Source organism: Halomonas sp. BC2, assembly GCF_002078115.1.
In the GTDB taxonomy this organism is placed as follows: Bacteria; Pseudomonadota; Gammaproteobacteria; order Pseudomonadales; family Halomonadaceae; genus Vreelandella; species Vreelandella stevensii.
In genome coordinates, this window is sequence record NZ_LFGT01000023.1 from 2,672 (window position 1) to 27,495 (window position 24,824).

At 61.6% G+C, this 24,824-nt stretch carries 22 protein-coding genes and 2 pseudogenes; 12 read left to right on the plus strand and 12 right to left on the minus strand.

Annotated features, from left to right (window positions below; genetic code table 11):
- Positions 1 to 331 precede the first annotated feature (331 nt).
- Positions 332 to 1,351, plus strand: coding sequence for a serine hydrolase domain-containing protein (locus B7L71_RS13745; RefSeq protein ID WP_081138649.1), 1,020 nt, complete (start codon positions 332 to 334; stop codon positions 1,349 to 1,351).
- Positions 1,352 to 1,355: 4 nt separating this feature from the next.
- On the opposite strand, the gene B7L71_RS13750 is transcribed toward B7L71_RS13745, so the two are convergent.
- The 8 genes from B7L71_RS13750 to B7L71_RS13785 all read right to left on the minus strand — a co-directional run bounded on the left by B7L71_RS13750 (position 1,356) and on the right by B7L71_RS13785 (position 7,824).
- The gene (locus B7L71_RS13750) at positions 1,356 to 1,805 is read right to left on the minus strand and encodes a tellurite resistance TerB family protein (RefSeq protein WP_081138650.1); all 450 of its coding nucleotides are present in this window, start codon (positions 1,803 to 1,805) and stop codon (positions 1,356 to 1,358) included.
- A 5-nt stretch (positions 1,806 to 1,810) separates the two neighbouring features.
- A complete protein-coding gene (locus tag B7L71_RS13755) occupies positions 1,811 to 2,833 on the minus strand; it encodes a nucleoid-associated protein (RefSeq protein ID WP_081138652.1) in 1,023 nt (340 codons plus the stop codon).
- A 35-nt stretch (positions 2,834 to 2,868) separates the two neighbouring features.
- The gene (locus tag B7L71_RS13760) at positions 2,869 to 3,630 is read right to left on the minus strand and encodes an ABC transporter permease (RefSeq protein ID WP_081138653.1); all 762 of its coding nucleotides are present in this window, start codon (positions 3,628 to 3,630) and stop codon (positions 2,869 to 2,871) included.
- Entirely contained in the window at positions 3,627 to 4,571 is a 945-nt protein-coding gene (locus tag B7L71_RS13765) for an ABC transporter ATP-binding protein (protein WP_081138655.1), read from the minus strand. The genes B7L71_RS13760 and B7L71_RS13765 overlap by 4 nt, the downstream gene beginning before the upstream one ends.
- 58 nt (positions 4,572 to 4,629) lie before the next feature.
- On the minus strand, positions 4,630 to 4,908 hold the full coding sequence (locus tag B7L71_RS13770; protein ID WP_039175191.1) for a peptidylprolyl isomerase: 279 nt from the start codon (positions 4,906 to 4,908) through the stop codon (positions 4,630 to 4,632).
- 51 nt (positions 4,909 to 4,959) lie between these two features.
- Complete coding sequence (locus B7L71_RS13775) at positions 4,960 to 6,057, minus strand: serine hydrolase (RefSeq protein WP_081138657.1); 1,098 nt, start codon at positions 6,055 to 6,057, stop codon at positions 4,960 to 4,962.
- An 82-nt stretch (positions 6,058 to 6,139) separates the two neighbouring features.
- The gene (locus B7L71_RS13780) at positions 6,140 to 7,342 is read right to left on the minus strand and encodes a heparan-alpha-glucosaminide N-acetyltransferase domain-containing protein (RefSeq protein WP_249273262.1); all 1,203 of its coding nucleotides are present in this window, start codon (positions 7,340 to 7,342) and stop codon (positions 6,140 to 6,142) included.
- 185 nt (positions 7,343 to 7,527) lie between these two features.
- Positions 7,528 to 7,824, minus strand: a complete 297-nt coding sequence (locus B7L71_RS13785; protein WP_039175189.1) for a hypothetical protein — start codon at positions 7,822 to 7,824, stop codon at positions 7,528 to 7,530.
- Positions 7,825 to 8,254: 430 nt separating this feature from the next.
- Between B7L71_RS13785 and B7L71_RS13790 the strand changes: the two genes are divergently transcribed.
- Complete coding sequence (locus tag B7L71_RS13790; RefSeq protein ID WP_081138658.1) at positions 8,255 to 9,196, plus strand: exopolyphosphatase; 942 nt, start codon at positions 8,255 to 8,257, stop codon at positions 9,194 to 9,196.
- A 105-nt stretch (positions 9,197 to 9,301) separates the two neighbouring features.
- Here the strand turns inward: B7L71_RS13790 and B7L71_RS13795 are convergent, their stop codons facing one another.
- The 3 genes from B7L71_RS13795 to B7L71_RS13805 all read right to left on the minus strand — a co-directional run bounded on the left by B7L71_RS13795 (position 9,302) and on the right by B7L71_RS13805 (position 12,218).
- Positions 9,302 to 10,597, minus strand: a complete 1,296-nt coding sequence (locus B7L71_RS13795) for a TRAP transporter large permease (RefSeq protein WP_081138660.1) — start codon at positions 10,595 to 10,597, stop codon at positions 9,302 to 9,304.
- A complete protein-coding gene (locus tag B7L71_RS13800; protein WP_081138662.1) occupies positions 10,594 to 11,148 on the minus strand; it encodes a TRAP transporter small permease in 555 nt (184 codons plus the stop codon). Before B7L71_RS13800 ends, B7L71_RS13795 begins: the two co-directional genes overlap by 4 nt.
- Positions 11,149 to 11,237: 89 nt before the next feature.
- Positions 11,238 to 12,218 carry a TRAP transporter substrate-binding protein gene (locus B7L71_RS13805; RefSeq protein WP_081138663.1) on the minus strand — a complete coding sequence of 327 codons (981 nt, stop codon included), beginning with the start codon at positions 12,216 to 12,218 and terminating at the stop codon, positions 11,238 to 11,240.
- A gap of 259 nt (positions 12,219 to 12,477) precedes the next feature.
- On the opposite strand from B7L71_RS13805, the gene B7L71_RS13810 reads away from it, so the two are divergent.
- The 7 genes and pseudogenes from B7L71_RS13810 (at position 12,478) to recQ (ending at position 22,025) form a co-directional block, all read left to right on the plus strand.
- Entirely contained in the window at positions 12,478 to 13,251 is a 774-nt protein-coding gene (locus B7L71_RS13810; protein ID WP_081138665.1) for an SDR family NAD(P)-dependent oxidoreductase, read from the plus strand.
- 201 nt (positions 13,252 to 13,452) lie between these two features.
- On the plus strand, positions 13,453 to 15,441 hold the full coding sequence (locus B7L71_RS13815; RefSeq protein WP_170919510.1) for a methyl-accepting chemotaxis protein: 1,989 nt from the start codon (positions 13,453 to 13,455) through the stop codon (positions 15,439 to 15,441).
- 147 nt (positions 15,442 to 15,588) lie between these two features.
- A pseudogene (locus B7L71_RS18045) lies at positions 15,589 to 16,714 on the plus strand (ABC transporter ATP-binding protein).
- Between the two features lie 77 nt (positions 16,715 to 16,791).
- Positions 16,792 to 18,051, plus strand: coding sequence for an ABC transporter substrate-binding protein (locus B7L71_RS13825; RefSeq protein ID WP_446497431.1), 1,260 nt, complete (start codon positions 16,792 to 16,794; stop codon positions 18,049 to 18,051).
- Between the two features lie 67 nt (positions 18,052 to 18,118).
- Entirely contained in the window at positions 18,119 to 19,003 is an 885-nt protein-coding gene (locus B7L71_RS13830; protein ID WP_081138780.1) for a carbohydrate ABC transporter permease, read from the plus strand.
- On the plus strand, positions 19,000 to 19,842 hold the full coding sequence (locus tag B7L71_RS13835; RefSeq protein ID WP_081138669.1) for a carbohydrate ABC transporter permease: 843 nt from the start codon (positions 19,000 to 19,002) through the stop codon (positions 19,840 to 19,842). Before B7L71_RS13830 ends, B7L71_RS13835 begins: the two co-directional genes overlap by 4 nt.
- Positions 19,843 to 19,904: 62 nt before the next feature.
- Positions 19,905 to 22,025, plus strand: coding sequence for a DNA helicase RecQ (recQ, locus tag B7L71_RS13840; RefSeq protein ID WP_081138671.1), 2,121 nt, complete (start codon positions 19,905 to 19,907; stop codon positions 22,023 to 22,025).
- 45 nt (positions 22,026 to 22,070) lie between these two features.
- Here recQ and mtnA read toward each other — a convergent pair whose 3' ends face one another.
- On the minus strand, positions 22,071 to 23,090 hold the full coding sequence (mtnA, locus tag B7L71_RS13845) for an S-methyl-5-thioribose-1-phosphate isomerase (protein ID WP_081138673.1): 1,020 nt from the start codon (positions 23,088 to 23,090) through the stop codon (positions 22,071 to 22,073).
- A gap of 105 nt (positions 23,091 to 23,195) precedes the next feature.
- Here mtnA and mtnB point away from each other — a divergent pair, with 105 nt between their 5' ends.
- From mtnB to B7L71_RS13860, 3 genes and pseudogenes are all read left to right on the plus strand, one after another.
- Positions 23,196 to 23,786 (plus strand): methylthioribulose 1-phosphate dehydratase, encoded by a 591-nt coding sequence (gene mtnB, locus B7L71_RS13850; RefSeq protein WP_081138674.1) that lies wholly within the window; start codon positions 23,196 to 23,198, stop codon positions 23,784 to 23,786.
- Positions 23,783 to 24,469 (plus strand): acireductone synthase, encoded by a 687-nt coding sequence (gene mtnC, locus B7L71_RS13855; protein WP_081138676.1) that lies wholly within the window; start codon positions 23,783 to 23,785, stop codon positions 24,467 to 24,469. Before mtnB ends, mtnC begins: the two co-directional genes overlap by 4 nt.
- 38 nt (positions 24,470 to 24,507) lie before the next feature.
- A pseudogene (locus tag B7L71_RS13860) lies at positions 24,508 to 24,824 on the plus strand (cupin); the annotation flags it as partial.

The window sequence follows — 24,824 nt, forward strand, 5'->3', positions numbered from 1 at the left end:
CGCCCGCTGGGGGAAGCGGGCGCTTGGCGTGCTAACGGGAATGGTGGCCCCAAACTGCTTAACGTAAGCCCAGCAGCGAAAGGATGAACAACACCACGACAACCAGACCCACGATATAGATAATGCTACGCATAACGGCACTCCTTGCTTTAGCGTTTCATGAAAATCAAAGGGTTGCTTCTCCCTTAACAGGCCTTTCTAGCGTAGCAGGCTTTTTTGATGTTTGCGTAATTTCTCCGGAATTGGCCGATGGATGGCCCCTGGGGAACCTTTGGCCAGGCACTGCCTCGAAGTTTTGCCTCCCCTTTCAAGGCGCTGCCAAGGTTCTGTGATGCGTTTTCCTCTGTTGGTCTCCTACTGCTGTGTGCTCTCCTTCGTCGCGTTTTCTCTGCCGATGGCCTCTGCCAACGCGCCTGATGCCGCACGGCTTCAAGCGCTCGACGAGCGCACCGCTGCGCTGCCCCGGGTGCATGCGGTGGTGGTCGCTCATGATGGAGAGATCGTGCACGAAATTCATCAGGGCGGGCCTGGGGTGGCGGCACCTGCCAACGTGAAGTCGTTATCCAAAACCGTGCTGGCGGCCATTACGGGGGCGGCTATCGAAGCGGGCGTGATCGACTCGGTGGACCAGCCATTGGCGAGCCTGCTGAACAGCCTGCCCAGCGATGCCGACCCACGGGTCAACGACATCACCGTGGCCCACTTGCTTGCCCAGCAGGCAGGATTGGAGCGCACCTCGGGAAGCCACTACGGCGCCTGGGTGGCCAGCGCCCACTGGGTCAACGATGCGCTTAGCCGTCCGTTCGTCGATACCCCCGGCGGGCGCATGCTCTATTCCACGGGTACGAGCCATTTGCTCTCGGCGGCCCTCACCCATGCCAGCGGTGAAAGCACCCTGGCGCTTGCCCAACGGCTGCTGGGCGAGCCTTTGAACATCACCATTCCTGCATGGCCACGGGACCCGCAAGGCATTTACTTTGGTGGCAACGATATGCTGCTGTCGCCCCGAGCACTGGTCGAGATTGGCGAGCTGTACCGCAACGATGGCTTAGTGAGCGGCCAGCGGGTCTTGCCCGAAGGCTGGGTGGAGGCTTCCTGGACTACGCGGGGCAGCTCGCCCTGGACAGGCGATGGTTACGGCTATGGCTGGTTCATCACTACCCTGGCCGACACACCAGTGATGTATGGCCGAGGCTACGGTGGCCAAGCGCTGTTCGTGGTGCCTGAGCGGGCGATGACGGTCGTGATAACGTCCGACCCCAACCCGCCCTCCCCCGGTGGCCAGTTTCAGCAGCAGTTGAATGCGCTGGTGGCGGGCCTGTTGGAGGAAGGCGAGGCCGCCGAACCGTAATCGGCTACGTTGGAGAGTTGCCCAATTTGCTGCGGATAAAATCACTGTGGCTGACGTGCAGGAGGTCGGCCAGGCGGCGAATGCGGTGCTCTTCCAGCGGGTCCAGCGAGCCATCGGCCCAGGCCACCTGCCACATCATGGCCACTACTTCCAGGCGCTGTTCATAGCCGTAGTGCTGTTTGATCAGGCTGACGAACTGGTAGTGGTCCACGGCGTCGTCCACTTCTGCCTCGGCCAAGCGCATCAGTTCGGCCACTGCCTGCTCATCGAGACGATAGCGCGTCATTAGCATGCGCTGCATGGCGGCGCGCTCGGCCTCGCTCTGCTCATAGTCGGCCCGCATCACTTCGCATAATAGCGCAGCACAGGCGAGTTCCAGGGTCAGGGCCTGGTCGTCGCGCTGCTCCGGGGCCGACAGCGTCCGCTGAAAGAAGCTTTGAATCGCGTCCAGCACGGCAATTACTCCTTGCGTTTGGCCAACTGCTCTTTGAGCTGTTTGGGCACCTGCTTGATGATAAGACGGTCCTGCGCGGCATCGTACTCGATGCTGGAACCCAGCAGGTGCGAGTCGAAGCTGATCGACACCCCACCCGCTCGGCCGGTAAACCGGCGGAACTGGTTGATGGTGCGCTTATCCGGCGGAATCTCCGGAGAGAGGCCGTAATCGGCGTTGCGGATATGGTCGTAAAACGCCTGTGGCTGCTTCTCGTCCACCAGCTCGGAAAGCGCTTCCAGCGTCATGGGTTCGCCACGGCGCAGCTGCTCGTTGGCGTAATCCACCAGGGTGTCGGTTTTTTCACGGCTGGCGTCGTCGTCCAGGTCCTCTTGTTCGACGTAGTCGCTGAAGGCCTTGAGCAGGGTGCGGGTTTCTGCCGGGGCATCGATGCCCTCTTCCATGCCCAGCAGCGCCACCAGCCCATCGGAGAGCTTTTTGGCACCACGGTCCTTGAGGAACGAGACGTACTGCGTCGTGGCATCCGCCCGTTGCCACTGGGTGAGGTTCACCCTGGCCGCCAGCGTCAGCTGGCTGGCGTTCAACTGAGCGGCTGGCACGGCCTGATGGGCCTCATTGAAGCCGATCCCTTCCCGCTGATGGATCAGGCCGAAGAACAGGGTATCCGTATCCCCCTGGCGAAGGTGCGCCGTCACCAGATAACCACTGACCGACAGCTGCTCCTGCAGCGTTTGCGCAAGGCGCTCGGCCAGGGCGTTGGCCAGTTCGGCAAAACCTTGTTCGGTGCCCGAAGGGTCAGCGGCAAGATAGGCACTCAGCCAGGCTACCAGAGGCCCGGCCTGCTCCCCCTGCTCGGCAAACCGCCCCCACCCCTTGGCCTTGGTGTTGTAGGTATCGTTGAGGGTGTTGACCAGGCTGGCCATGACGGGGTTGTCGGCCTCGGCGGGTGCCGGGGGCGGCGTCACGGTCAGGCGCTCGCCATCCAACGAGGGCTCCAGGCGGTGCACGGCACTTTGCAGTAGCGGCATAAGCAGGCGTTACCTTTGCAGAAAAACGTGAAACGTCAGGGCTTCAGCCGGTATCCGGTGCGGAAAATCCAGGCAATGGTGGCCAGGCTGACGGCTAAAAAGAACAGGATCATCGCAATACTGGCGCCCACACTGACATCACTGATGCCATAAAAGCTCCAGCGAAACCCGCTCACCAGGTACACCACGGGGTTGGCCAGGGTCACGGTTTGCCAGAACGGAGGCAGCATATCGATGGAGTAGAAACTGCCGCCCAGAAACGTCAGCGGCGTAATCACCAGCAGCGGCACCAGCTGCAGTTTATCGAACCCGTCGGCCCAGATACCGATGATGAACCCCAGCAGGCTGAACGTGACGGCGGTGAGCACCAGGAAGGTGAGCATCCAGAAGGGATAGGCAATCTCCAGCGGCACGAACAAGCCCGAGGTGGCCAGGATGATCAAGCCCAGCAGTATCGACTTGGAGGCCGCCGCCCCCACGTAGCCGATGACGATTTCCAGATACGACACCGGGGCCGACAATATCTCGTAGATACTGCCGGAGAATTTGGGAAAGAAGATGCCGAAGGAGGCGTTGGAGACGCTCTGGGTGAGCAGCATCAGCATGATCAGGCCAGGCACGATGAAGGCGCCATAGCTCACCCCACCGATTTCGCTGATGCGCGAACCAATCGCGGCCCCGAAGACCACGAAGTAGAGCGACGTGGAGATGACCGGCGAGACGATGCTCTGGAGCAGGGTTCGCCGAGTACGCGCCATTTCTGCCATGTAGATGGCCCGAACAGGGTAGAGGTTCATGCGCGCTCCTTGACCAGATCCACGAAGATGTCTTCCAGAGAGCTCTGCCGGGTGTGCAGGTCCTTGTAGGTAATGCCCTCTTTTTCCAGCTGCGCCAGCAGTGACGAAATGCTGCGCCCCTCGGCCTGATGCTCTTCCTGGCGACCATCGTAGGTGTACACCAGCTCGTGCCCGTCGGCCGCCAGGCTCAGTGCTTCATGGGCCAGTGCTTCCGGCAGCGCTTGCAAGGGAGTGTGCAAGTGCAGGGTCAGCTGCTTGCTGCCGAGCTTTTTCATCAGCGCGGCTTTCTCTTCCACCAGCACGATCTGACCACGGTTGATGACCCCGATGCGGTCGGCCATCTCTTCGGCTTCTTCGATGTAGTGGGTGGTGAGGATGATCGTGACGCCGTCATCGCGCAGCCCGCGTACCACTTGCCACATGTCGCGCCGCAGCTCGACATCGACGCCTGCGGTGGGCTCATCCAGAAAAAGAATACGCGGTTCGTGAGACAGCGCCTTGGCAATCAGCACGCGGCGCTTCATGCCCCCCGAGAGGGTCATCAGCCGATTATGGCGCTTGTCCCAGAGGGCGAGTGACTTGAGCACCTTTTCGATATGCGCCGGGTTCGGCGCCTTGCCGAACAGGCCTCGGCTAAAGCTGACGGTGTTCCAGACGGTTTCGAAGGCTTCGTTGGTGAGTTCCTGGGGCACCAGGCCGATACGCTCGCGGGCTTGCCGATAGTGCCGAACGCTATCGAAGCCATCCACCAACACACGGCCTTCACTGGGATTCACCAGCCCGCACACCACACTGATCAAGGTGGTCTTGCCGGCGCCGTTGGGGCCCAACAAGGCAAAGATTTCACCGCGCGCGATGGTCAGATCGACACGGCTAAGCGCTTGAAAGCCTCCTGAGTAGGTTTTGTTCAGGCCTTCGATGGCAATGATTGGGTCGTTCAAGGCGTGCTCCTCACACCGCGGCGGGGACGCCGCGGTGCTTTACGGGCGCTGGGCGCCCTTAGCTGCGGCTGGTGATTTCGAGCAGGTGGTAGCCAAACTGGGTCTGTACCGGGCCGTGCACGGTATTCAATTCACCGCTGAACACCACCTTGTCGAATTCAGGCACCATCTGGCCGGGGCCAAAGCTGCCCAGGTCGCCGCCCTGACGGCCAGAGGGGCAGCTGGAGTGCTGCTTGGCCACGTCGGCAAAGTCACGGCCGTTTTCGATCTCTTGTTTCAGTGCGTTGCACTGCTCTTCACTGCTTACCAGAATATGACGTGCGCTAGCGCGGGCCATGGTCAACTCCTTAATATTCAACCTGATAACGGTTCAACCCAAAACGGCTGGTCAGTTTATCACGCCGCTGTCGTGTAATGCTTCACCTACGCGGGTCAACGCCTGCTCGTGGGCACTCAGCGCCAGCGGGCCACGGCTACAGGCCACGATGACCCAGTGTTGCGGGGTTGCGCCATCGCGGGTGGCGATGCCCGCATCGCAGCTGCGGCGGTGCTGGGTGCCGGTCTTGTGGGCAAAGGTCACCTCGCGGCCCATGCCACGCTTGAGCCGCTGTTCGCCAGAGCGGGTGCGCTGCATGACCTCCAGCAGGGTTTGCCGCTGCTCGCGGTCGAGGTCGTCCATGCCTCCGTGGTGCAGGCTGGCCAGCAGGTCGCCATAGGCACGCAGCGTGCCGACGTTTTCACCACTGGCTTCGTAGGCATCGAAGGCGCTGTCGTAGTCTGGCTGCGCGAAACTGCTGGACGATACCCCGAGCGTCCGGGCCAGCGCCGCGGGGCGCTGGCCAAGCCCATGCTGGCGAAGCGCCATGAAATCGAGCCCGCCCAGCTGGCGGGCCTGCGGGTGCAGCTGGCCGTACACGCCCTGGCGCACGCCCACCAGCAGGCTGATGGGCCCCAATTGCTCCGGGTGGCCCCCACTGGCCGTAACCATGGCCCGAGCACGGGCGTTGACGTCGGCAAGCCCCACGCGGTTGATCAGCATGTCCGTGGCCGTGTTATCGCTGACCGTCACCATCTGCTCCAGCAGGTAGCGGATGGAAATGGGCGTGCCAGGGTCGTGCCAGTTGACCGGCCCGGCGCCATCCACGAAGTCGCTGCGCGAGAGCGTAATCCGCTCATCCAGCGACAGCGAGCCCGCCTGGCGCTGCGCCAATACTTCCGCAGCCACCGGGACTTTCACCAACGACGCAAGATACCAGGGGCCATCGGCACGCCATGAGTACGCTTCGCCGCTCGTCAGCTGTTGCACGTAGACGCCCAGCTCGCCACCGAATGCCTCTTCGATGGCTGCGATTCGGGCATCCAGGCTGCCCTGCCAAGGGCTCTGCTTGTCTACTTCGTAGTACCAGTTCGTCTCATAACCATGCGCCTGCCCGTGAGTCTCTGCCAGAACGACCGGCCCAATCGGCAGCAGCACGCCTAGCACCATACTCAACCACCAGCGTTTGAAACGTTTCAAACCTTGCCTCCCCATCTACGGCTTACCGTTGCACTGCCTATTCTCGTAAAGGCTATTTATGTCGGACAACCCAGCGGGTCAGCCCTATCCACAAGGCGGCCCCCAGAATCAACAGCCCGCCCACGCCGAGCACCTGTGGATAAGAGAGGACATTTTCGGCCCCCAACAAAAAGCGCAGCACCAGAAAAATCATCACGATGTGAAATATGAAGGCCTTGAGGGCATCGCTGCCCACCACGGTCAGTGGCAGCAGCACCTTGGCCGCCATGGCGCCACCGGCCAATGCCAGGCCCAGTAGCACCAGCGCTCCTCCCACACTGAACAGCATGAACTGCAGCCCTGGCGGGTGCTTGCCCGCATTGTTGGCAATCGCCAGCATGGCGGCATCGACATCTCCAGCGCTGATGGCCAGGCCATAAAAACCGGCCACCATCAGCACCCCTACCACGACCAATACGCCGACCAAACGGCGGCGCAGCGCCACATCGAAGTAGCAGCGCAGCAGGGCCTCACCCATCAGCAACCCCGCCAGCACCAGCGGTGCCCGGCTCAGTTGGCCCCAGGTGTAGTGGTCTTCATGATCCACCAGCAGCGCCTTGAGAATATCGTTTCCGCCGAAGCTCAGCCCTTGAAGCCAGGCCGAGAGCGCGGTCAGCCCCACAATGGCGCCGAGTCGCGCCCACAGAGGCGTTCGTGCCCACAGAGGAAGCACCAGCGGCACCCATAACAGGGCAATGGCATAAAACCCGAGGATTTCGACCCAGATGGCAAAGCGGCCATACAGCAGAGTATCGACGATGTCGGCGGGAGAGTAGTAAGGCAGCATCTCGACGATGGTCAGGGCCTTGTACCAGAACCACACTTCCAGGGCGCGCACCCAGAGCTTGAGGCGCCTTTTGGGCCAATCCTCGCTTTGGGTGTGGGCCAAAAAGGCCACCGCTAGGGCAATACCGAACACCAGAATGAACAGCGACGATGAAAACTTGGTGATGAAGTGAACGGGGACCATGCCCCAGTCCGGTACGTTGCGTATGCCGACCAAACCACTCACCGCATGGCTGACGATCATCAGCCCGATGGCGATACCTCGTGCCAGGTCGATGGCTTCGATACGCCCTTCGGCGCGAGGCAGCTGGGGAAGCTCTTTCCAGTTCAACACGTTGGGCACGTCCTTGTGATTGTGATTGTGATTGTGGTCAGGGTCAGGGGCATAGCGAAGGGATTTTGTGAAGATGCGTCTTTTACCATAGCGCATTCACGCGCATTTCCCTTCCACGCTTTGCCCCTATGACACGATAGCCCCTATGACACGATAGCCCCTATGACACGTTCGCCCCATGACACGATAGCCCAAACGCAACAGCGCCCCGCAATTGGCGGGGCGCTGCGTGGCTCATCCTTGAGCCGAAGTAGAAGTTACTCCCTTAAGCGGCCGTGGGATTACCAGCCAGAATCATCTTCCTCTTCAGTCTCCCACTGATCCTGCTCTTCTTCTTCCTCTTCATAAGTGAATTCTTGCTCTTCCTCTTCGTACTCGGTGGTCACACCGTCGTTGGTGGCACCTTGCTCTTGATCAGCATCGAAAGAGTTGAATGAGCCTTGATCATCCTGCATGGTTTCTTCCTGCGGCGCAGTGGGGTGCTCTTCATGCTCCTCCATTGCGAATGCCAGCGGGCTGGCTACCAGGCCAAATGATACACCCAGAATACCGAGTTTCTTCAGAGCTTCCTTTTTCATGGTCGTGCCTCCTAATGGCGTTTCTTTCGTTCAGTTCGGCGTGTTACACATCTAACAACGTTTCATCTTCACGATCGATAAGAGCGGCGTGTCGTCCTGACATTCATGCTTGCCGTTCTTGCCTAGAATATTGCACCCCCCATGCCAGCCTGCGCCAGAAAATTTTTAAATCACTAAATTTCAGTGGCTTATAAAAATTTTCCACATGCCAACGCGTCTCTTCTATAACATTTAATTAGTTTTTTGTTGTTTACCCCTGACACATGGGCCCCCGATGCTCATGCCCCGCTGTAACACTGCTTACTTTACCTCGCCGATGAGCAGCCCGCCAAAGCGTTGGTAGCTAAGGTGGCAAGCGCGGAAAGGTTTATTTTAACCCGCGTTCGCTGCTGGTATCGTTCAGATACCGATCACCGTGAAGAGACTACAAATGCCTACGCAACAGACATCCACGTTTCGTTTGGTTACCCGCAGCGATTTTGATGGGTTGGTATGCGGCGCACTGCTCAAGCATCTGGGGCTGATCGATGAAATCACCTTCGTGCACCCCAAGGACATGCAGGATGGCAAGATTGAGATCGATGCCAACGACATCACCACCAACCTGCCTTATGTGCCCGGCTGCCATCTGGCCTTCGATCACCACCTGAGCGAAACCGTGCGTAACGTCGAGCGGGCCGACAACCACATCATCAATGCCGACGCCCCTTCTGCGGCACGCGTCGTGTGGGAATACTACGGTGGCTACGAGGCGTTCCCCGCCCGCTGGGACGACATGATGGAGGCGGTCGATAAAGGTGATTCAGCGCAGTTCGATCGCGACGAGATTCTCGACCCGCAAGGCTGGGTGCTGCTGAACTTCATCATGGACGCGCGCACGGGGCTGGGACGCTTCCGCGACTTCCGTATTTCCAACTACCAGTTGATGATGAAGCTGATCGATTACTGCCGTGAGCACACCATCGACGAAATCCTGGCCCTGGAAGACGTCCACGAGCGCACCGCGCTGTACCGTGAACACGCGCAACTGGCCAAACAGCAGATCGAACGCTGCGCCAGCGTTCACGGCAATCTGGTGGTGCTGGACCTGCGCAACGAAGAGACCATCTACGCCACCAACCGCTTCGTGATCTACGCCATGTACCCCGAGTGCAACATCTCGATCCATGTGATGTGGGGCCTCAAGCAGCAGAACACCGTGCTGGCCATTGGCAAGTCGATCCTCAACCGCTCCAGCAACACCAATGTGGGCGAGCTGTGCTTGAGCTACGGCGGCGGCGGCCACCTGAATGCGGGCACCTGCCAGGTCGATAATGACCAGGCAGAAAGCGCCTTGGCGGAGATTGTTGAGAAGATCAATGCCGATGGGTAATGGGCATCTGGCCTGATACCCATCCTGTTGCCCCCTCGGCATCTACCGCTTTACTTCGCCCCTTAACGCCCTATCCGCAAGGGGCGAAGCATTGGCGGACCAGGCTCAATACCCCATCACGCTCGGCAGCCAGGTCGCCAGCCCAGGCACAGCGATCAATAGTAGGATCGTGGCCAGGATGGGCAGCAGGAATGGCAGCACGGCTTTGACCACTTGGCCGTACCTCAACCGGGTAATCCCCACCATCAGGAACAGTACCGTGCCGAAGGGCGGCGTGATGACGCCCACCGAGAGCGTGATGACCATCACGATACCGAAGTGAACGGGGTCCAACCCCGCGCTGAGGGCGGCCGGTACGACGATGGGCGTGAAAATCAGGATGCTCTCGATCACCGACATGAAGCAGCCGATCAGCAGGAAAAACAGCGCAAAACAGAGCAGCAGCACGATGGTGGGCATATCGATGCTGGCAACCTGGCCTGCCAGCGCCTGGGGGATACCCATGCGGACCAGAATCCAGCCGTAGAAGCTCGATACCGCGATGATCAGCAGAATGACCGCGCTGAACATCAGGGTTCTACGAAACGCATGGAATAAATCCCGCCCGTTCAGGTCACGGTAGATCACCCCGCCCAGGATCACCGCGTACAGCGAGGCAATCGCACCCGCTTCCGTGGGGGTGAAAAAGCCTCCCCAAATACCGCCCACGATAATGGCGGGCATCATCAGGGGCAGGATGGCCCGTTTGCCCGTGCGCACGACTTCGCAGGCATCGAACGCGGTCGGTGTGGGCATCACCACCCGGCCAGTCATGCCCAGCACCACCGTCATGCCCATCAGTAACAGCGCCATCAGGATGCCCGGCAGCAACCCCGCCATGAACAGCCCACCGATACTGACATTGGCCAACCAGCCATACACCACCAGCGCAATGCTGGGCGGCAGGATGGGGCCAATGACGCTGGACGCCGCCGTAATGCCAGTGGAATAACCCAGCTCGTAGCCGCGCTCCTTCATGGCCTTGATTTCGATGCTGCCAAGCCCGGCGGCATCGGCGACGGCGGTGCCCGACATGGTGGCAAAAATCGAGCTGGCCACGACGTTGGCATGCCCCAGCCCGCCTTTGGTGAATCCCACCAGCGCCGTGGCGAAGTCGAAGATACGGGTGGTCGTGGAGCCCACGTTCATGATGTTGGCCGCCAGAATGAACAGCGGGATGGCCAACAGCGTGAAGTTGTTGAGGGTTTGCACCATGCGCAGCGGCAGCAGCTCCACCGGCAGCCCCCCCGCCCCGGTTACCGCCAGGGCAATGAACGAGGTCACGCCAATGGCCACCACCACGGGCAATCCAATGGCCATCAGGGCCAGCAAGCCCCCTACGAATACGAGCAATTCCATCATGGCTGCGCGTGCTCCTCTTCACGGGGCGCTTCCAACCAGGCCACGGGGCCACGCAGGGTCTGCCACGCGGCGATCAGCGCCATGCCCGAGAAACTGAGCAATACGCCGTAATAGAGAAAACTGAAGCTGATACTCAGCGATACGGTCTTATTGTTGGCACTCATGTCGGACATGATCCAGGCGCCCCAGGCCGCCAGCACGAAAAATCCGCAGGAGATCATGGCCGTCAAGCGGTACTGAAGATGCCTGCCCACGTTGGAGAGCCGGTGACTGAACAGGTCCACGACCAGATGCTCACTACGCACCCACGCCGAAATGGAGCCAAAGCCAATCGCATAAATGGCCAGCAGCGACGCGACTTCTTCTGTCCAGGGCATTCCCAGCCCCAGCAGGTCACGAGCCACCACGGCGTCCACCAGCAGCAACAGAATGGCCACCATCAAGGTCACGCCCACCACATCGCACAGGCGCGTAATGACACGCAGCACACTTTGGGCAGCTCTATCCAGCCCCTGCACGGGTGCCGCTTTCTCTTCCGAGGGAGCATTCATCAATAATTTCCTGAGGTGATCTCGCAATCCACGGCCACGGTGGTGTCGGGCACCCCCGTGGCTGAACCCAACGCGTTGGCGCTAGCGCGTCATTCGCCCTGATGCCCGAGGGCGTCTTCGCTCACGCCATCGGCCATATCGGCCATGACCCGCTCAATGGCAGGCAACGCAGCGGTTCTGAACGCTTCGATATCCGGTTCGATGATGGTCATGCCCTGCTCTTCCAGCGCGCCGAGGTAGTACTCGTCCAGCTCGCGCTCACGCTCGGAGCCATGGGCTCGCGCCACGTGAATGGCCTCTTCGATCAGCGCTTGATCGTCTTCTTCCAGGCCGTTCCACCACCGCGAACTGGCCACCCAGTTCCACGGGAACTGCACGTGGCTGGTCAAAATGATGTGGTCCTGCACTTCCCATAAGCGCCGGGTATATGGCGAAGAGAGCGAGTTTTCATGGCCGTCTACCTGGCGCGTCTGCATGGCCAGATAGATCTCCGGAGCAGGCACGTTGACCACCTGAGCACCGATCTCTTCCCACACCGTTAGCCACACCGGCAACGAGGGCAGACGCATGCGGAAACCGCGCAAGTCTTCAGGGGTTTCGATGGCCTTGTTGGCGGTCATGTGGCGCGGCCCACGATGCTGGGTGCCAAAGTACTTGAGCCCGCCCTGGTTTTCGGCCTGCGCGATCAACGCCTGCCCAGAGGGGCTCTCCATGTACGCATCCACCTCTTCCCAAGTGGCAAACACGAATGGCACGGTAATGGCGTCGTACTCAGGCGCATACTGCTGGCGCCAATTCCCGCCGGTAATGGAAAGCTGGGTTTGTCCCAGGTTGAGCAATTCCAGAATGGCATCCTCGCCTCCCAGCGAGCCCGCCAGGAAAGGGCGAACGTTGAAGCGGCCCGGCGCCTGCTCTTCCAGGTACTCCGCAAAGCGCTCCACGGCGGCGCTTTCGGAACCGCCTTCGCTCATGGTGTTGTTGACTTGGATTTCGATCGGGTTAGCCAGAACGAACGGTGCTGTCGTCAGCATGCCCAGGGTCGCCAGCGTGGCAAGCAGTTGTTTCCGCATGGGAAGGCTCTCTACGGTTGTCGTTATTGGGTGTGGTACTGATTCGATCTTGAAACAAGCCGCCAAACGGCTCAAATCGGCGTTCGAGAAGGCAGGCTTCGTCAATGACGATGGCTGTAATCGCCCTGAGAATGGCACCTTTTTCAGGGATACTGCGAAAGGCTGCGACTAAAGATGGATACTCAAGGGCTCGGGTTCGTTACCCAATGGCGCTTCCCCCCGAGAGGTTCCATCACCATGCAGTATGGGAGTATTCTCCATGCACGAAACCGAGCAGGTCGTGTTCATCACCGGTGCGACGTCCGGCATCGGGCTGGCATGCGCGCATCTTTTTGCCGACGCGGGTTGGGCACTGGTATTGACCGGGCGGCGCCAGGACCGCCTGGCGCAGCTGCAGGCCACCTTCGAACAGCGCGTGCCTACCCATACGGCAGCTTTGGACGTCAGTGACGCCGAGGCGGTGGCCGAAGTCGTGGCGGCCTTGCCCGAGCGTTTTCAGCGCGTGCACACGCTGATCAACAATGCCGGGCTGGCGCTGGGCAAGGACCCGGCGCCGCAAGCATCGCTGGAAGACTGGCATCGTATGATCGACACCAATATCAAGGGGCTAGTCAACGTCACCAAGCACCTGCTGCCGCTGCTGAGCGCTTCCACCCCAGGGGCCACGATCATCAACCTGGGCTCCATTGCCGCCAATACGCCCTACCCGGGCGGCCATGTTTACGGCGCCACCAAGGCCTTCGTGGAGCAGTTCAGCTATAACCTGCGCTGTGACGTGGGCCCGCTGGGCATTCGCGTCACGGACCTGGCCCCCGGCATGACGGCCAGCGAGTTCACCCTGGTGCGCATGAAGGGCGACCAGAGCGTCGCAGACCGCTACTACGAAGGCACCCAGCCGCTCCAGCCAGAAGACGTGGCCGCGCAGGCGCTGCATGTGGCGTCCCTGCCTGCCCACGTCAACATCACCCGCCTGGAAGTCATGCCCGTGTGTCAGCAGTGGTCAGCGCCGACCATTTTGCGCCACCAGACGTAAGCGTTGGCCCGGCGACTTACGCCGGGCTCCCTTCAGGCACGGCACTCAACAGCATTTACTCGACTAAAAAGCGACGTCCATCGTTGCAATGGCGACGTCTCGCTCAAGTTTCGCAGACTCTAGCCGATGCATCGTTTATCCATGGTTTTTGTTCAGCAGCGCTTCCCTCTTCCTGATACCTATATCAACGAGGACCCCCCTGTGTCGATTACTCACAAGATGGTGCTGACGTTCGGCTTGATCCTGGCGACAGCAGTCGCGGGGATTTCGGGGTTGGCGATCCTGCAGAGTCGGCAGGCGGCGGTCGACGCCTTCGCTGAGTCCAGCGGTCAATATCTTCGCCAAGTGGACTACTCGCTTACCACTTTCCTCGATCAAGTGGCACAGGATGCGGCCTTCCTGGCCACAGAGCCGCTGGTCCGTGAGGCTCACGGTAGTCTGACCCGGTATCTCGACAACCGCGACACCCAGCCCATGACTCCCTCCCGCAATGCCGGAACGGAAGCTGAGCTCTATGCGCTCTACGCGCGTTTCGCCGAGGCCAACCCCGGCCTGGCCTACGTCTATCTGGGCAGCGCCGATGGCGGCTATGTGCAGTGGCCCGAAGGCAATATCGGTGCTGGCTACGATCCGCGAGAACGCCCCTTCTACCAAGCAGCCCTGCGCCAGCCTGGGGAGGTGGTGCGCACCGAGGCTTACTATTTCGCTTCCGACGATGCCACCATCATCAGCTCTGTACGTACCGTGGAAGACGATAGTGGCCAAGTACTCGGGGTCCAGGGCGTTGACGTCTCGCTGGCCGGTCTGATGAGCATGATCAATGAGATCGCGTTCGGTGAGCAGGGGTACTTGGTCCTGCTGGAGGAGAACGGCACGGTGCTGGCCCATCCGGGGGATCCCTCCGCCGTCTTCCAGAACGTGGAATCACTCGATGACCCTTCGCTAGCCCAGCTCCAGGCATTCGCTCATGGTGGTGAAGCGATTAGCCAGACGATCCAGCACGACGGTGACGTCTTCCAGGCCACTGTCTATCGCTCTTCGGTGCTTGGCTGGTCTCTAATTGGCTTGATACCCAGGCACGAGATGTTGGCCGGTGCCAACCGCCTATCCTGGCAGTTGGGCCTACTCGGCCTGCTGTTCCTGCTGCTGGCGATCCTTGCCGCTGGGGCAGTGGCGCGTTACCTGACAGCGCCGATACGCGCGGTGTCGCAGCAGATGCAGGAGATCGCCTCCGGCGAAGCGGACCTGACCCAGCGCCTGGAAGTGAAATCCCGCGACGAGATCGGTGAGCTGGCGATCCAGTTCAACCGCTTCACCGACAATATCCACGATGTGCTGCTCGATGTACGTCGTGTTAGTCACACCGTGCGCGAAGCGGCGGTGGCGATCAGTAGCGGCAACGAGGATCTGGCACGCCGCAGCGAGGGAGCGTCCGCCAACCTGCAAGAGACCTCCGCTTCCATGGAGCAGATCTCAAGCACGGTGCAACACACCGCCGACGCCTCGCGTAAGGCTGACGAACTGGCTCAAGGCGCCGCCACGGCGGCACGCGAGTCAGGCTCAGCGGTGGTCAGAGCGGTCGACCTCATGCAAGATATCCAGACGACGTCCGAGCAGATCGCCAACATTATCACGGTGATCGATGGCATCGCCTTCCAAACCAATCTGCTGGCGCTCAATGCTTCGGTAGAAGCGGCCAGGGCGGGCCAGCATGGTCGGGGCTTCGCGGTCGTCGCCGAAGAGGTCCGCCTGCTAGCGAAGCGCAGCAGCGAGGCTTCGCAGGGAATACGCAGCCTGATTGCCGACTCCCGCGACAAAGTCTCTCGCGGTAGCAGTGAAGTGCGCGCCGTCGGTGAAGCGGTACAAGGATTGGTCGCCAACGTCGAGCGGGTAGCTGGAATGCTGGGTGAGATCAGCCTGGCCGCTGGCGAGCAGAGCGACGGCGTGGGTCAAGTCAATCAGGCAGTCAGCGAACTGGACCGGATGACCCAGCAGAACACCCAGCTTGTCGAAGCGTCCCGCACGGCGGCCTATCGGCTGACCGAACAGGCAGAGATGCTGGCCCAGCGGGTAGGCGGCTTCGTGTTAAGGGAAACGGCAGTGACGTCAGCTCATGATGAGCGCACCGGCTCCCGGTTACCCGCCCCAGCAGATGCTCAACACCGCTCGGGTGGCGCTGCCACCGTCTAATCGAGCAGGCAGAGCGCCTCTTCATCCCACTGACACGCAAGGGGCAGCCTCACGCCCCTCACGACATCAACCTGACATCCAGGCGTCATACAAACGCAACACCTTGCTCTCACTCTAGATCGTCGCCACGCATGACGGATGAGAGCCATGAACCAATCGCGCATTCGCCTGGCAGGCGTCTCCAAGCACTGGGGCGCGACCACGGCAGTCAACGACATTTCCTTCGATATTCAGCCCGGGCAGTTCGTCATTCTGCTGGGGCCGTCAGGCTGTGGAAAATCCACCACCCTGCGCATGCTGGCAGGGCTGGACGACGCCAGCAGTGGCCGCATCCATATCGGCGAACGGGACGTGACCCACCTGCCGCCCGGCGACCGTGGGCTGAGCATGGTGTTTCAGTCCTATGCGCTATTTCCGCACTTGAGCGTGGCCGACAACATCGTGTTTGGTCTGCGCAGCCGCAAGGTAGCCAAGGCAGAACGGCAGCAGCGCCTGGCCCAGGTGGCCGAGCTGGTGGACCTGACGGATTACCTGCACCGCAAACCGGCACAGCTTTCCGGCGGCCAGCGCCAGCGGGTGGCGTTGGCGCGCGCCATCATTTCCGAACACCCCATCTGTTTGATGGACGAGCCGCTGTCCAACCTGGATGCGCGGCTGCGCAGCGATATGCGCAGGGAGATCAAAGCCCTGCAATCACGACTCGATATGACGGTGGTTTACGTCACTCACGACCAGGTAGAGGCCATGAGCATGGGAGACCGTGTGATCTTGATGCAACAAGGACATATCGTGCAGGACGGCACACCCGACGAGCTTTATAACCAGCCCGCCAGCGCCTTCGCCGCCAGCTTCATCGGCAGCCCGGCCATGAACCTGCTGCCGCTGGTGGCCGGGGCACAGGGGAGCGGTGATCGAAGGCGAACCCACCACCCCCGTTGCCCCGTTGCCCGCGGCAGGCGGCCAGTTGGGCATTCGCCCCGAGGATATCGAACTGCGCGGGGCCTCGGCGGCTGGCCTGCCCGGCCTGGTGGAAAGCGAAGAGTATCTGGGCGCCGACACCATTGCCCATGTGAGCGTCGGGCAGCACACCCTGCGTGTGCGGCTGGGCGGCAAACACAGCCTGACGGGCCAGCCCTGCCGACTGTTCTGGTCGGCAGACAAGGCCCACCTGTTCGACCCCTCCGGCACACGCCGGGACGACCTGTCGGCGCTGGAACTCACGCCGTATCGCACCATTCCGCGCCCGCCGACGGTGGGCTCTTTTCAGCACTGAGTTTGCTCACCACCCCACAACCCTTGCGACATCACCCACTCTTCGAGGAGTCAACCATGCGAGTTTCTCATCCATTGATGTCCGGCGCCCTGCTTGCCAGCGCACTGGGCGCCGCTCAGGTTCAGGCGGATACCATCGATTTGACGATGTACTACCCGGTGTCGGTGGGGGGCGCACTGACCGACGTGATCGATGGCCTGGTGGCTGAATTCGAAAGCGAATATCCGGACATCAATGTGGAAGCCATCTACGCAGGCAACTACGACGACACCCGCGTGCGCGCCATGTCCGCCATGGAAGCCGGGGATGCGCCTCAGCTCTCGGTGCTGTTCTCCATCGACCTGTACGAGCTGATCGAGCAGAACGCCATCGTGGCCTTTGATGACCTCATCGACACCGAGGAAGAGCGCGCGTGGCTGGATGGCTTCTACCCCGGCCTGATGGAGAACGGTCAGTTGGATGGCAAGACCTACGGCATTCCCTTCCAGCGCTCCACCATCGTGCTGTTCTGGAACAAGGACGCCTTTGCAGCCGCTGGCCTGGACCCGGAAACGCCGCCGGAAAACTGGGAAGAGATGGCCGAGATGGCCGCCACCGTGCGCGAAGCCTCGAATGGTGAACAGTGGGGCGTGATGGTGCCGTCCACCGGCTACCCCTACTGGATGTTCCAGGCCTTTGCCTTCCAGAACGGCCATCGCCTGATGAACGACGATGGCACCGAGGTCTATTTTGACGACCCGGCCGCCATCGAAGCCCTCGAATACTGGGTGTCGCTGGCCACCGAGCATGACGCCATGCCCAGTGGCACCATCGAGTGGGGTACCCTGCGCCAGAACTTCCTCGAGCAGTCCACCGCCATGATGTGGCACACCACGGGTAACCTGACCGCGGTACGCAACGAGGCCAATTTCGAGTTTGGCGTCGCCATGCTCCCCATGAAGACCCAGCGCGGCAGCCCCACCGGTGGCGGCAACTTCTACATCTTCGAAGATGCCAGTGAAGAGGAGCAGCGCGCAGCGATGACCTTCATCCGCTGGATGACCGCCCCCGAGCGTGCCGCCGCCTGGTCCATCGAAACCGGCTACATGGGCGTCAGCCCCGCCGCCTATGACACCGAGGCATTGCAGCATTACGTGGAAGAATTCGCCCCTGCCGCCGTGGCCCGGGACCAGCTCGAACACGGCACTGCCGAACTCTCTACCTACCAGGGTGGCCGCGTGCGCCGTGCCCTGGATAACGCCGTGCAAGCCGCACTGACAGGGCAAATGAGCCCTGCCGACGCGCTGAGCCAGGCCCAGCGTGAGGCCGATGCGGCGCTGCGCCGCTATGCCCGGTAAGCGCCGATAGGCGGACGTTTCCATGCTCGCCGGGGTTCGCCCCGGCTTTTCTCATCACGGCGGCCCCATGAACCTGAACGCCCATCGAACGATGCAGCTTTACGGCGCCCTGCTGCTTCTGCCCGCGGCGCTGCTGCTTACAGCTTTTGCCTACTTGCCCACGGTCACCACCGTGATCAACAGCCTTTTTTTGCCCGGCTTTCGCGGCGAGCCCGCCGCCTTCGTCGGGCTCGACAACTATCGCGTGCTGATGGACGACCCGACGTTCTGGAAAGTCGCCCGCAACAACCTGCTGTACGCGCTGGGCACGATTCCCACCTCCATGGCGCTGGCACTGGGCATGGCGCTGCTGGTCAATGCCCGCCTGCCCGGGCGCGGACTGGTACGCATGGCCTATTTCACACCCACCATTCTGCCCATGATCGCCGCCGCCAATATCTGGATGTTTTTCTACGCCCCGCAGATAGGGCTATTCAACAAGCTGCTCGGCGCCCTGGGGTTTGCCGGGGTGAACTGGCTGGGCGACCCCGGCGTGGCACTGGGGTCGGTCATCGTCATGTCGGTGTGGAAAGAAGCGGGCTTTTTCATGATCTTCTACCTGGCCGCGCTACAGGCCATTCCCCCGGAGCTCAAGGAAGCCGCTGACCTGGAAGGTACGAGCCGCTGGAGCTTCTTTTGGCGAGTGACGTTTCCGCTACTGATGCCCACCACGCTGTTCGTACTGATCAACGCGCTGATCAATGCAGTGCGGGTGGTCGACCACCTGTTCATTCTGACCAAGGGCGGGCCCAATAACGCCACCAACCTACTGCTGTATTACGTCTACGAGAACGCTTTCTCGTTCTTCGACCGCACCATGGCAGCCACCATCACCGTGGTCATTCTGCTGGTGTTGGCGGTGGTGGCCACGCTGAAGTTCACGATTCTGGACCGCAGGACGCACTACCAATGAGTACCTCCTCTTTTCCGGTGTCGCCACGGCGCACCCTGGCGCTGCCCCGCCTGGAAACCCTGGCGGCCTGGCTGCTGGCCGTGATCTGGATCTTTCCGCTGCTTTACGCGGTGTGGGCCGCGATTCACCCGCCCGCCTACATGGTACGTTTCGACCTGCTGGCGCCTTTGACGCTGGACAACTTCACGAACGCCTGGGCCCAGGCCCCCTTTGCGCGTTACTACCTGAACACCTTCGCGCTGGTGACCGGCGTGGTACTGGCCCAGTTCGTGGTCTGCACGCTGGCCGCCTTTGCCTTTGCCCGCTTTCCGATCCCCGGCAAGAACCTGCTGTTCATGCTGGTGCTGATTCAGCTGTTCGTGTTTCCCGAAGTGCTGATCGTCGAGAACTATCGTATCGCCAGCGAGCTGGGGCTGATCAATACCATCGCCGGCATTGGCCTGCCCTACGTGGCCAGCGCCTTCGGCATTTTCCTGCTGCGTCAGACCTTCAAGACCATCCCCCGAGAGCTGGAGGACGCCGCCCGTATCGAGGGCTGTGGCTGGCTGGAAATCCTTTGGAAGGTCTACGTGCCGCTGGCCAAGCCCACCTATCTGGCCTACGGGCTGGTGTCGATCAGCCACCACTGGAACAACTTCCTGTGGCCGCTGGTGGTGACCAACTCCGTGGAAAGCCGCCCGTTGACGGTGGGATTGGGCGTGTTCTCCGCGCCAGAAACCGGCGTCAACTGGGCCACCGTCAGCGCTGCCACGCTGCTGAGTATTGCGCCGCTGCTGGTGGCTTTTCTGCTGTTCCAGCGCCAGTTCGTGCAGTCGTTTTTACGGGCGGGGATTCGCTAACCCAACTCACTCGTGTTTTCGTGCGACAATTCTCCTTCACGCACACGACAAGGAGAGCAGCGATGCACGGCGACCCGGCAGCCCTCAAGGTACTGCAAGAAGTCTTTGGCTTTGAGCGCTTTCGTGGCCCCCAGCAGGCCATCATCGAGCACGTGACGGGCGGCGGAGACGCGCTGGTGCTGATGCCCACCGGCGGCGGCAAATCGCTGTGCTATCAGATCCCGGCGCTGCTGCGCGCCGGCACCGCCATCGTGGTCTCGCCGCTCATCGCGCTGATGCAGGACCAGGTGGCCGCGCTGATCCAGAACGGGGTGCGCGCCGCCTACCTCAACTCCAGCCTCGAGATGCATGAGGCGATGGAGGTGGAGAACCGCCTGCGCGCAGGCGAGCTGGACCTGCTTTACATCGCGCCCGAGCGGCTGGCCACGGCGCGCATGCAGATGCTGCTGGAACAGACGCGCATTGCGCTGTTCGCCATCGACGAGGCCCACTGCGTTTCCCAGTGGGGGCACGATTTCCGCCCCGAGTATCGCCAGCTCTCCCACCTGCATCAGCGCTTTCCCGACGTGCCGCGCATCGCGCTCACCGCCACCGCCGACGTGCCTACCCGGCACGACATCATGGAGCACCTGCAGCTTCAGGAAGCAGCGCTCTACAACAACGGTTTCGACCGCCCCAATATTCGCTACCACATCGCGGAAAACCAGGGCAATGCCAAAGAGCAGCTGCTGAGTTTCATCCGTGAACACCACGACGGCGAAGCGGGTATCGTCTACTGCCTCTCTCGCCGCAAGGTGGAAGAAACCGCCGCCTGGCTGGCGCGCCAGGGGCTCACCGCGCTGCCCTACCATGCCGGGCTACCCGCCGAGCAGCGCCAGCAGCATCAAACCCGTTTTCTGCGCGAAGATGGCGTGGTGATCGTCGCCACCATCGCTTTTGGCATGGGCATCGACAAACCCGACGTGCGCTTTGTGGCGCACCTCAACCTGCCCAAAAGCATCGAAGCCTACTACCAGGAAACCGGCCGCGCCGGGCGCGATGGACTGCCCGCCGATGCCTGGATGGCCTATGGCCTGCAGGACGTGATCACCCTGCGCCAGATGCAGCAGGACTCCAGTGCCGCCGACCAGCAGAAGCGCATCGAACAACAGAAGCTCGATGCCATGCTGGGGCTCTGCGAGATCATCAGCTGCCGCCGTCAGGCGCTGCTCCACTACTTTGGCGATTCGCTAGACGAACCCTGCGGCAACTGCGATAACTGCCTCACCCCACCTGACACCTGGGAGGCCACCGTGGCCGCGCAGAAGGCGCTGTCGTGTGTCTACCGCACCGAACAGCGCTTTGGCGTCACTTATCTGGTGGATGTGCTGCTCGGCAAGCGCAACGAACGCATCAGCCGCTTTGGCCACGACAGCCTGAGCACCTTCGGCATCGGCCAGGAGCTCACCGCCAGCGAGTGGAAAGCGTTGTTTCGTCAGCTGATCGCCAGCGGCTATCTGAGCGTGGACATGGAGGGCCATGGCGCGATCAAGCTCACCGCCAACGCCAGGCCCATACTGCGCGGCGAGCAACGTCTCACCCTGCGCAAACCCAGCAAGCCTGCGCGGCGCGGAGCCAAAGGGGCATCCGCCGCCAAGGGCCATGGCGTACTGTGGGAAGCGCTGCGCCAGCATCGCAAAGCGCTTGCCGATGCCCAGGGCGTACCCGCCTACGTGATCTTCAACGACGCCACCCTGGCCGAGCTGGTAGCGCAAAAACCGCAAACGCTGCAGGCGCTGGGCGCCATCTCGGGCATCGGCGCGCGCAAGCTGGCCGATTACGGCGAAGGATTTCTGGCGGTGGTACTGGCGCACCCCAATGAACCCGAAGCGCCCACCGACATCGGCAATAGCGCCATGGAATCCGCCACGCTGCTGCGCCAAGGGTTAACCCCCGAACAAGTCGCCGAGCAGCGCGGGCTGGCCGCCAACACGGTCTACCGCCATTTGAGCGATGCCATTCAAGGCGGTGAACTGGCCCTGGAAGAGGTGGTCAACCTGGACCCAGCGACCCTGGCGCAGATTCACGCCGCCTTCGAGCAGTTTCCAGGCCAGGGGCTGAAAGTCGTATTCGAGGCGCTGGAGGGGCGTATCGATTATTCGATACTGCACTGCGTGCGGGCCTCCATGGCTGCCAAGGGTTAGGCTTTTTACGAAAAGTCGGCGAGCGTAGGCAGTTTTCGTAAAAGCCTAGCGCCATCCTCGCAGATGCTCGCCCTGGGCAATGGCGGCGGCGTCGAACACGCCGGTATCCAGAATCCAGGCGGTGACCAGTGAGGCAGGGGTCACATCAAACGCCGGGTTCCACACCGGTGCATCGCTGGGCGCCCATACCACCTCGCCAAACGCGCCGGCGGCACCGCGCACCTCCGCGCCATCGCGCTGCTCGATGGGAATCGCCGCGCCGGTCGCGCAGGCGGGGTCGACCGTGGTGTAAGGGGCCACCACGTAGAACGGTACCTGATGGTAGTGTGCCGCTACCGCCAGCATGTAAGTGCCCACTTTGTTGGCAAAGTCGCCGTTGGCGCAGATGCGATCCGCCCCCACCATCACTTTATCCACCTTGCCCGCCGCCATCAGGCTGGCCGCCATGCTGTCGGTGATCAGCTGGTAGGGAATGCCTAAATCGGCCATTTCCCAGGCGGTCAAGCGGCCGCCCTGCAGCAGCGGGCGGGTCTCATCCACGTAGACATGCAGCTCCACGCCGCGCTGTTTGGCGATGGCCAGCGCGCCAATCGCGGTACCTACGCCCGCCGTGGCCAGCGCGCCGGTGTTGCAGTGGGTTAGCACGCGATCACCGGAGGCCAACAGGTCAGCGCCCCGCTCGGCCATGCGTTGGCACAGCGCGCGGTCCTCTTCGAACAGCGCTTTGGCACGCTCGGCCAGGGCGTCCGCGCCCTGGGCAAAACAGGCTTCCATGGCGTCCAGGCAGTACATCAGGTTCACCGCCGTGGGACGCGTCGCCCGTAAGCGATCACTCACCCACTGCCACTCACTTTGCGGATGGTGAGCCGCATACTGGGCCAGCACGAACGCCGCGCTCAAACCAATCAACGGCGCCCCGCGAATGGCCAGGTGCTTGACGGCGTGTTGCCACGCCTCGGGAGAGTCGCAGCGCACCCACTCTTCGGCCTGGGGGAGCCGGGTCTGGTCCAGGTATTCGAGGGCGTCGGCATGCACTCGTAAACTGCGTGACTGTAACGTAACCATGAAGGGCTCCTTGAGGTCTTGAACCGGTGAACTCGGCGCGCGGCTTATCAGGCGCGAAGCTTATCATATAGAATGATGCCCATTGGATGAGACGATGCAGGCCTTATGACTACCTTACACACCGAACTGCTGGACGCCATTGCCTGGGCAGCGCAGCAAGGCTGGACCCCCGCCACTGGGGGCAATTTTTCTGCGCGTACCGAGGGGGGGTACTGGGTCACGGCGTCCGGGCGGGATAAAACCCGTATCCAGGCCGATGACCTGTTGCTCTGCGACCTGGAAGGCCGCGTGCTGGAAGGTAGCGGCAAACCCAGCGCCGAAAGCGACCTGCACGCCGCGCTGTACCGGCTAGACCCGAACATTCACTGCGTGCTGCACACCCACACCGTGGCCAGCACCGTGCTGTCGCGACGTTTTCCCGACGGCATCGAACTGAGCGGTTTCGAGATGCAAAAGGCGTTGGCAGGTAACGTGACGCATGATGCAACGATTCGCCTGCCGGTGGTGCCCAACTCCCAGGACATGGAGGAGCTGGCCAGGCACGTTCGCCAAGGCTGGCCAATGCCCTGGGGCTTTCTGGTGGCGGGCCACGGCATTTACGCCGTGGGCGACAGCATTGCCAGCTGCCGCCGCCACTTGGAAGCCATCGAATTCTTACTTGCCTGTGTACTGGAAGAGAGCCGGTGGTCCCAATGAGTCAATCAACCGTTCGCGCTATCGTGACCGATATCGAAGGCACCACCACCGATATCAATTTCGTTCATAAAGTGCTGTTCCCTTACGCCTACGCCAAGCTGCCTGATTTTCTGCGCGAGAACGCAACCACGCCTGCCGTGGCCGAGCAAATCGACGCCGTGCGCAGCGACATGCAGGCCCCTGAGGCCACGCTGGAAGCGGTGATTGCGACGCTGCTGCACTGGATCGATACCGACCAGAAAGTGACGCCGCTGAAAGCCCTGCAGGGCATGGTATGGGCCGACGGCTACCAGCGCGGCGACTTCACCGGCCACTTATACGCCGATGTGGCTCCGGCGCTGCGCCAGTGGCAGGCAAAGGGCAAGGCGCTGTACGTGTACTCGTCAGGCTCGGTGCAGGCGCAGAAGCTGCTGTTTGGCTACAGTGACGAGGGGGATTTGACCCCGCTGTTCAGCGGCTACTTCGACACCCATGTTGGCCATAAGCGCGAGGCAACCTCGTATCAGCGTATCCTCGACACCCTTGACCTGCCGCCTGCATCGGTGCTGTTCTTGTCAGATGTCGTCGAAGAGCTGGATGCCGCTGAACAGGCGGGCATGCAAACCCGGCAGCTGGTGCGCGAAGGCACCCAGCCGGGAACACACCACACCTGCGTCGCACGCTTCGACGAGATTGCCGTCTAGCGGCAACGGTTGACCATTGCTTATTTCAGGAGTCATTGATGTCACAACTGAAAGTCTTTGCCGATCAAAACCCTAACGATGCGCTTCTGGATACCACGGACGGCGCGCAAATCGCCGCCGAACTGAACCGCGTGGGCGTTCTGTTCGAACGCTGGGCAGCGCCGGGCGAGATTGCCGACGATGCCACCCAGGAAGAGATCCTGTCGCTCTATCAGGAAGACATCGACCGGGTCAAAGCCAAGGGTGGCTACCAGACCGTCGACGTGCTGCACATGGTGCCCACCCACCCGGACAAGGAAGCGATGCGCCAGAAGTTCCTGAACGAGCACCGCCACCATGAAGATGAAGTTCGCTT

Bases quoted from the DNA above. Each gene is read 5' to 3' on its own strand.
- B7L71_RS13790 (WP_081138658.1), top strand. From the start codon at position 8,255: ATGCCTACGCAACAGACATCCACGTTTCGTTTGGTTACCCGCAGCGAT.
- B7L71_RS13770 (WP_039175191.1), bottom strand. From the start codon at position 4,908: ATGGCCCGCGCTAGCGCACGTCATATTCTGGTAAGCAGTGAAGAGCAG.
- B7L71_RS13795 (WP_081138660.1), bottom strand. From the start codon at position 10,597: ATGATGGAATTGCTCGTATTCGTAGGGGGCTTGCTGGCCCTGATGGCC.
- mtnA (WP_081138673.1), bottom strand. From the start codon at position 23,090: ATGGTTACGTTACAGTCACGCAGTTTACGAGTGCATGCCGACGCCCTC.
- B7L71_RS13805 (WP_081138663.1), bottom strand. From the start codon at position 12,218: ATGCGGAAACAACTGCTTGCCACGCTGGCGACCCTGGGCATGCTGACG.
- B7L71_RS13800 (WP_081138662.1), bottom strand. From the start codon at position 11,148: ATGAATGCTCCCTCGGAAGAGAAAGCGGCACCCGTGCAGGGGCTGGAT.
- B7L71_RS13755 (WP_081138652.1), bottom strand. From the start codon at position 2,833: ATGCCGCTACTGCAAAGTGCCGTGCACCGCCTGGAGCCCTCGTTGGAT.
- mtnC (WP_081138676.1), top strand. From the start codon at position 23,783: ATGAGTCAATCAACCGTTCGCGCTATCGTGACCGATATCGAAGGCACC.
- B7L71_RS13810 (WP_081138665.1), top strand. From the start codon at position 12,478: ATGCACGAAACCGAGCAGGTCGTGTTCATCACCGGTGCGACGTCCGGC.
- mtnB (WP_081138674.1), top strand. From the start codon at position 23,196: ATGACTACCTTACACACCGAACTGCTGGACGCCATTGCCTGGGCAGCG.
- B7L71_RS13780 (WP_249273262.1), bottom strand. From the start codon at position 7,342: ATGCGCTATGGTAAAAGACGCATCTTCACAAAATCCCTTCGCTATGCC.
- recQ (WP_081138671.1), top strand. From the start codon at position 19,905: ATGCACGGCGACCCGGCAGCCCTCAAGGTACTGCAAGAAGTCTTTGGC.
- B7L71_RS13775 (WP_081138657.1), bottom strand. From the start codon at position 6,057: ATGGTGCTAGGCGTGCTGCTGCCGATTGGGCCGGTCGTTCTGGCAGAG.
- B7L71_RS13830 (WP_081138780.1), top strand. From the start codon at position 18,119: ATGAACCTGAACGCCCATCGAACGATGCAGCTTTACGGCGCCCTGCTG.
- B7L71_RS13825 (WP_446497431.1), top strand. From the start codon at position 16,792: ATGTCCGGCGCCCTGCTTGCCAGCGCACTGGGCGCCGCTCAGGTTCAG.
- B7L71_RS13745 (WP_081138649.1), top strand. From the start codon at position 332: ATGCGTTTTCCTCTGTTGGTCTCCTACTGCTGTGTGCTCTCCTTCGTC.
- B7L71_RS13760 (WP_081138653.1), bottom strand. From the start codon at position 3,630: ATGAACCTCTACCCTGTTCGGGCCATCTACATGGCAGAAATGGCGCGT.
- B7L71_RS13835 (WP_081138669.1), top strand. From the start codon at position 19,000: ATGAGTACCTCCTCTTTTCCGGTGTCGCCACGGCGCACCCTGGCGCTG.
- B7L71_RS13785 (WP_039175189.1), bottom strand. From the start codon at position 7,824: ATGAAAAAGGAAGCTCTGAAGAAACTCGGTATTCTGGGTGTATCATTT.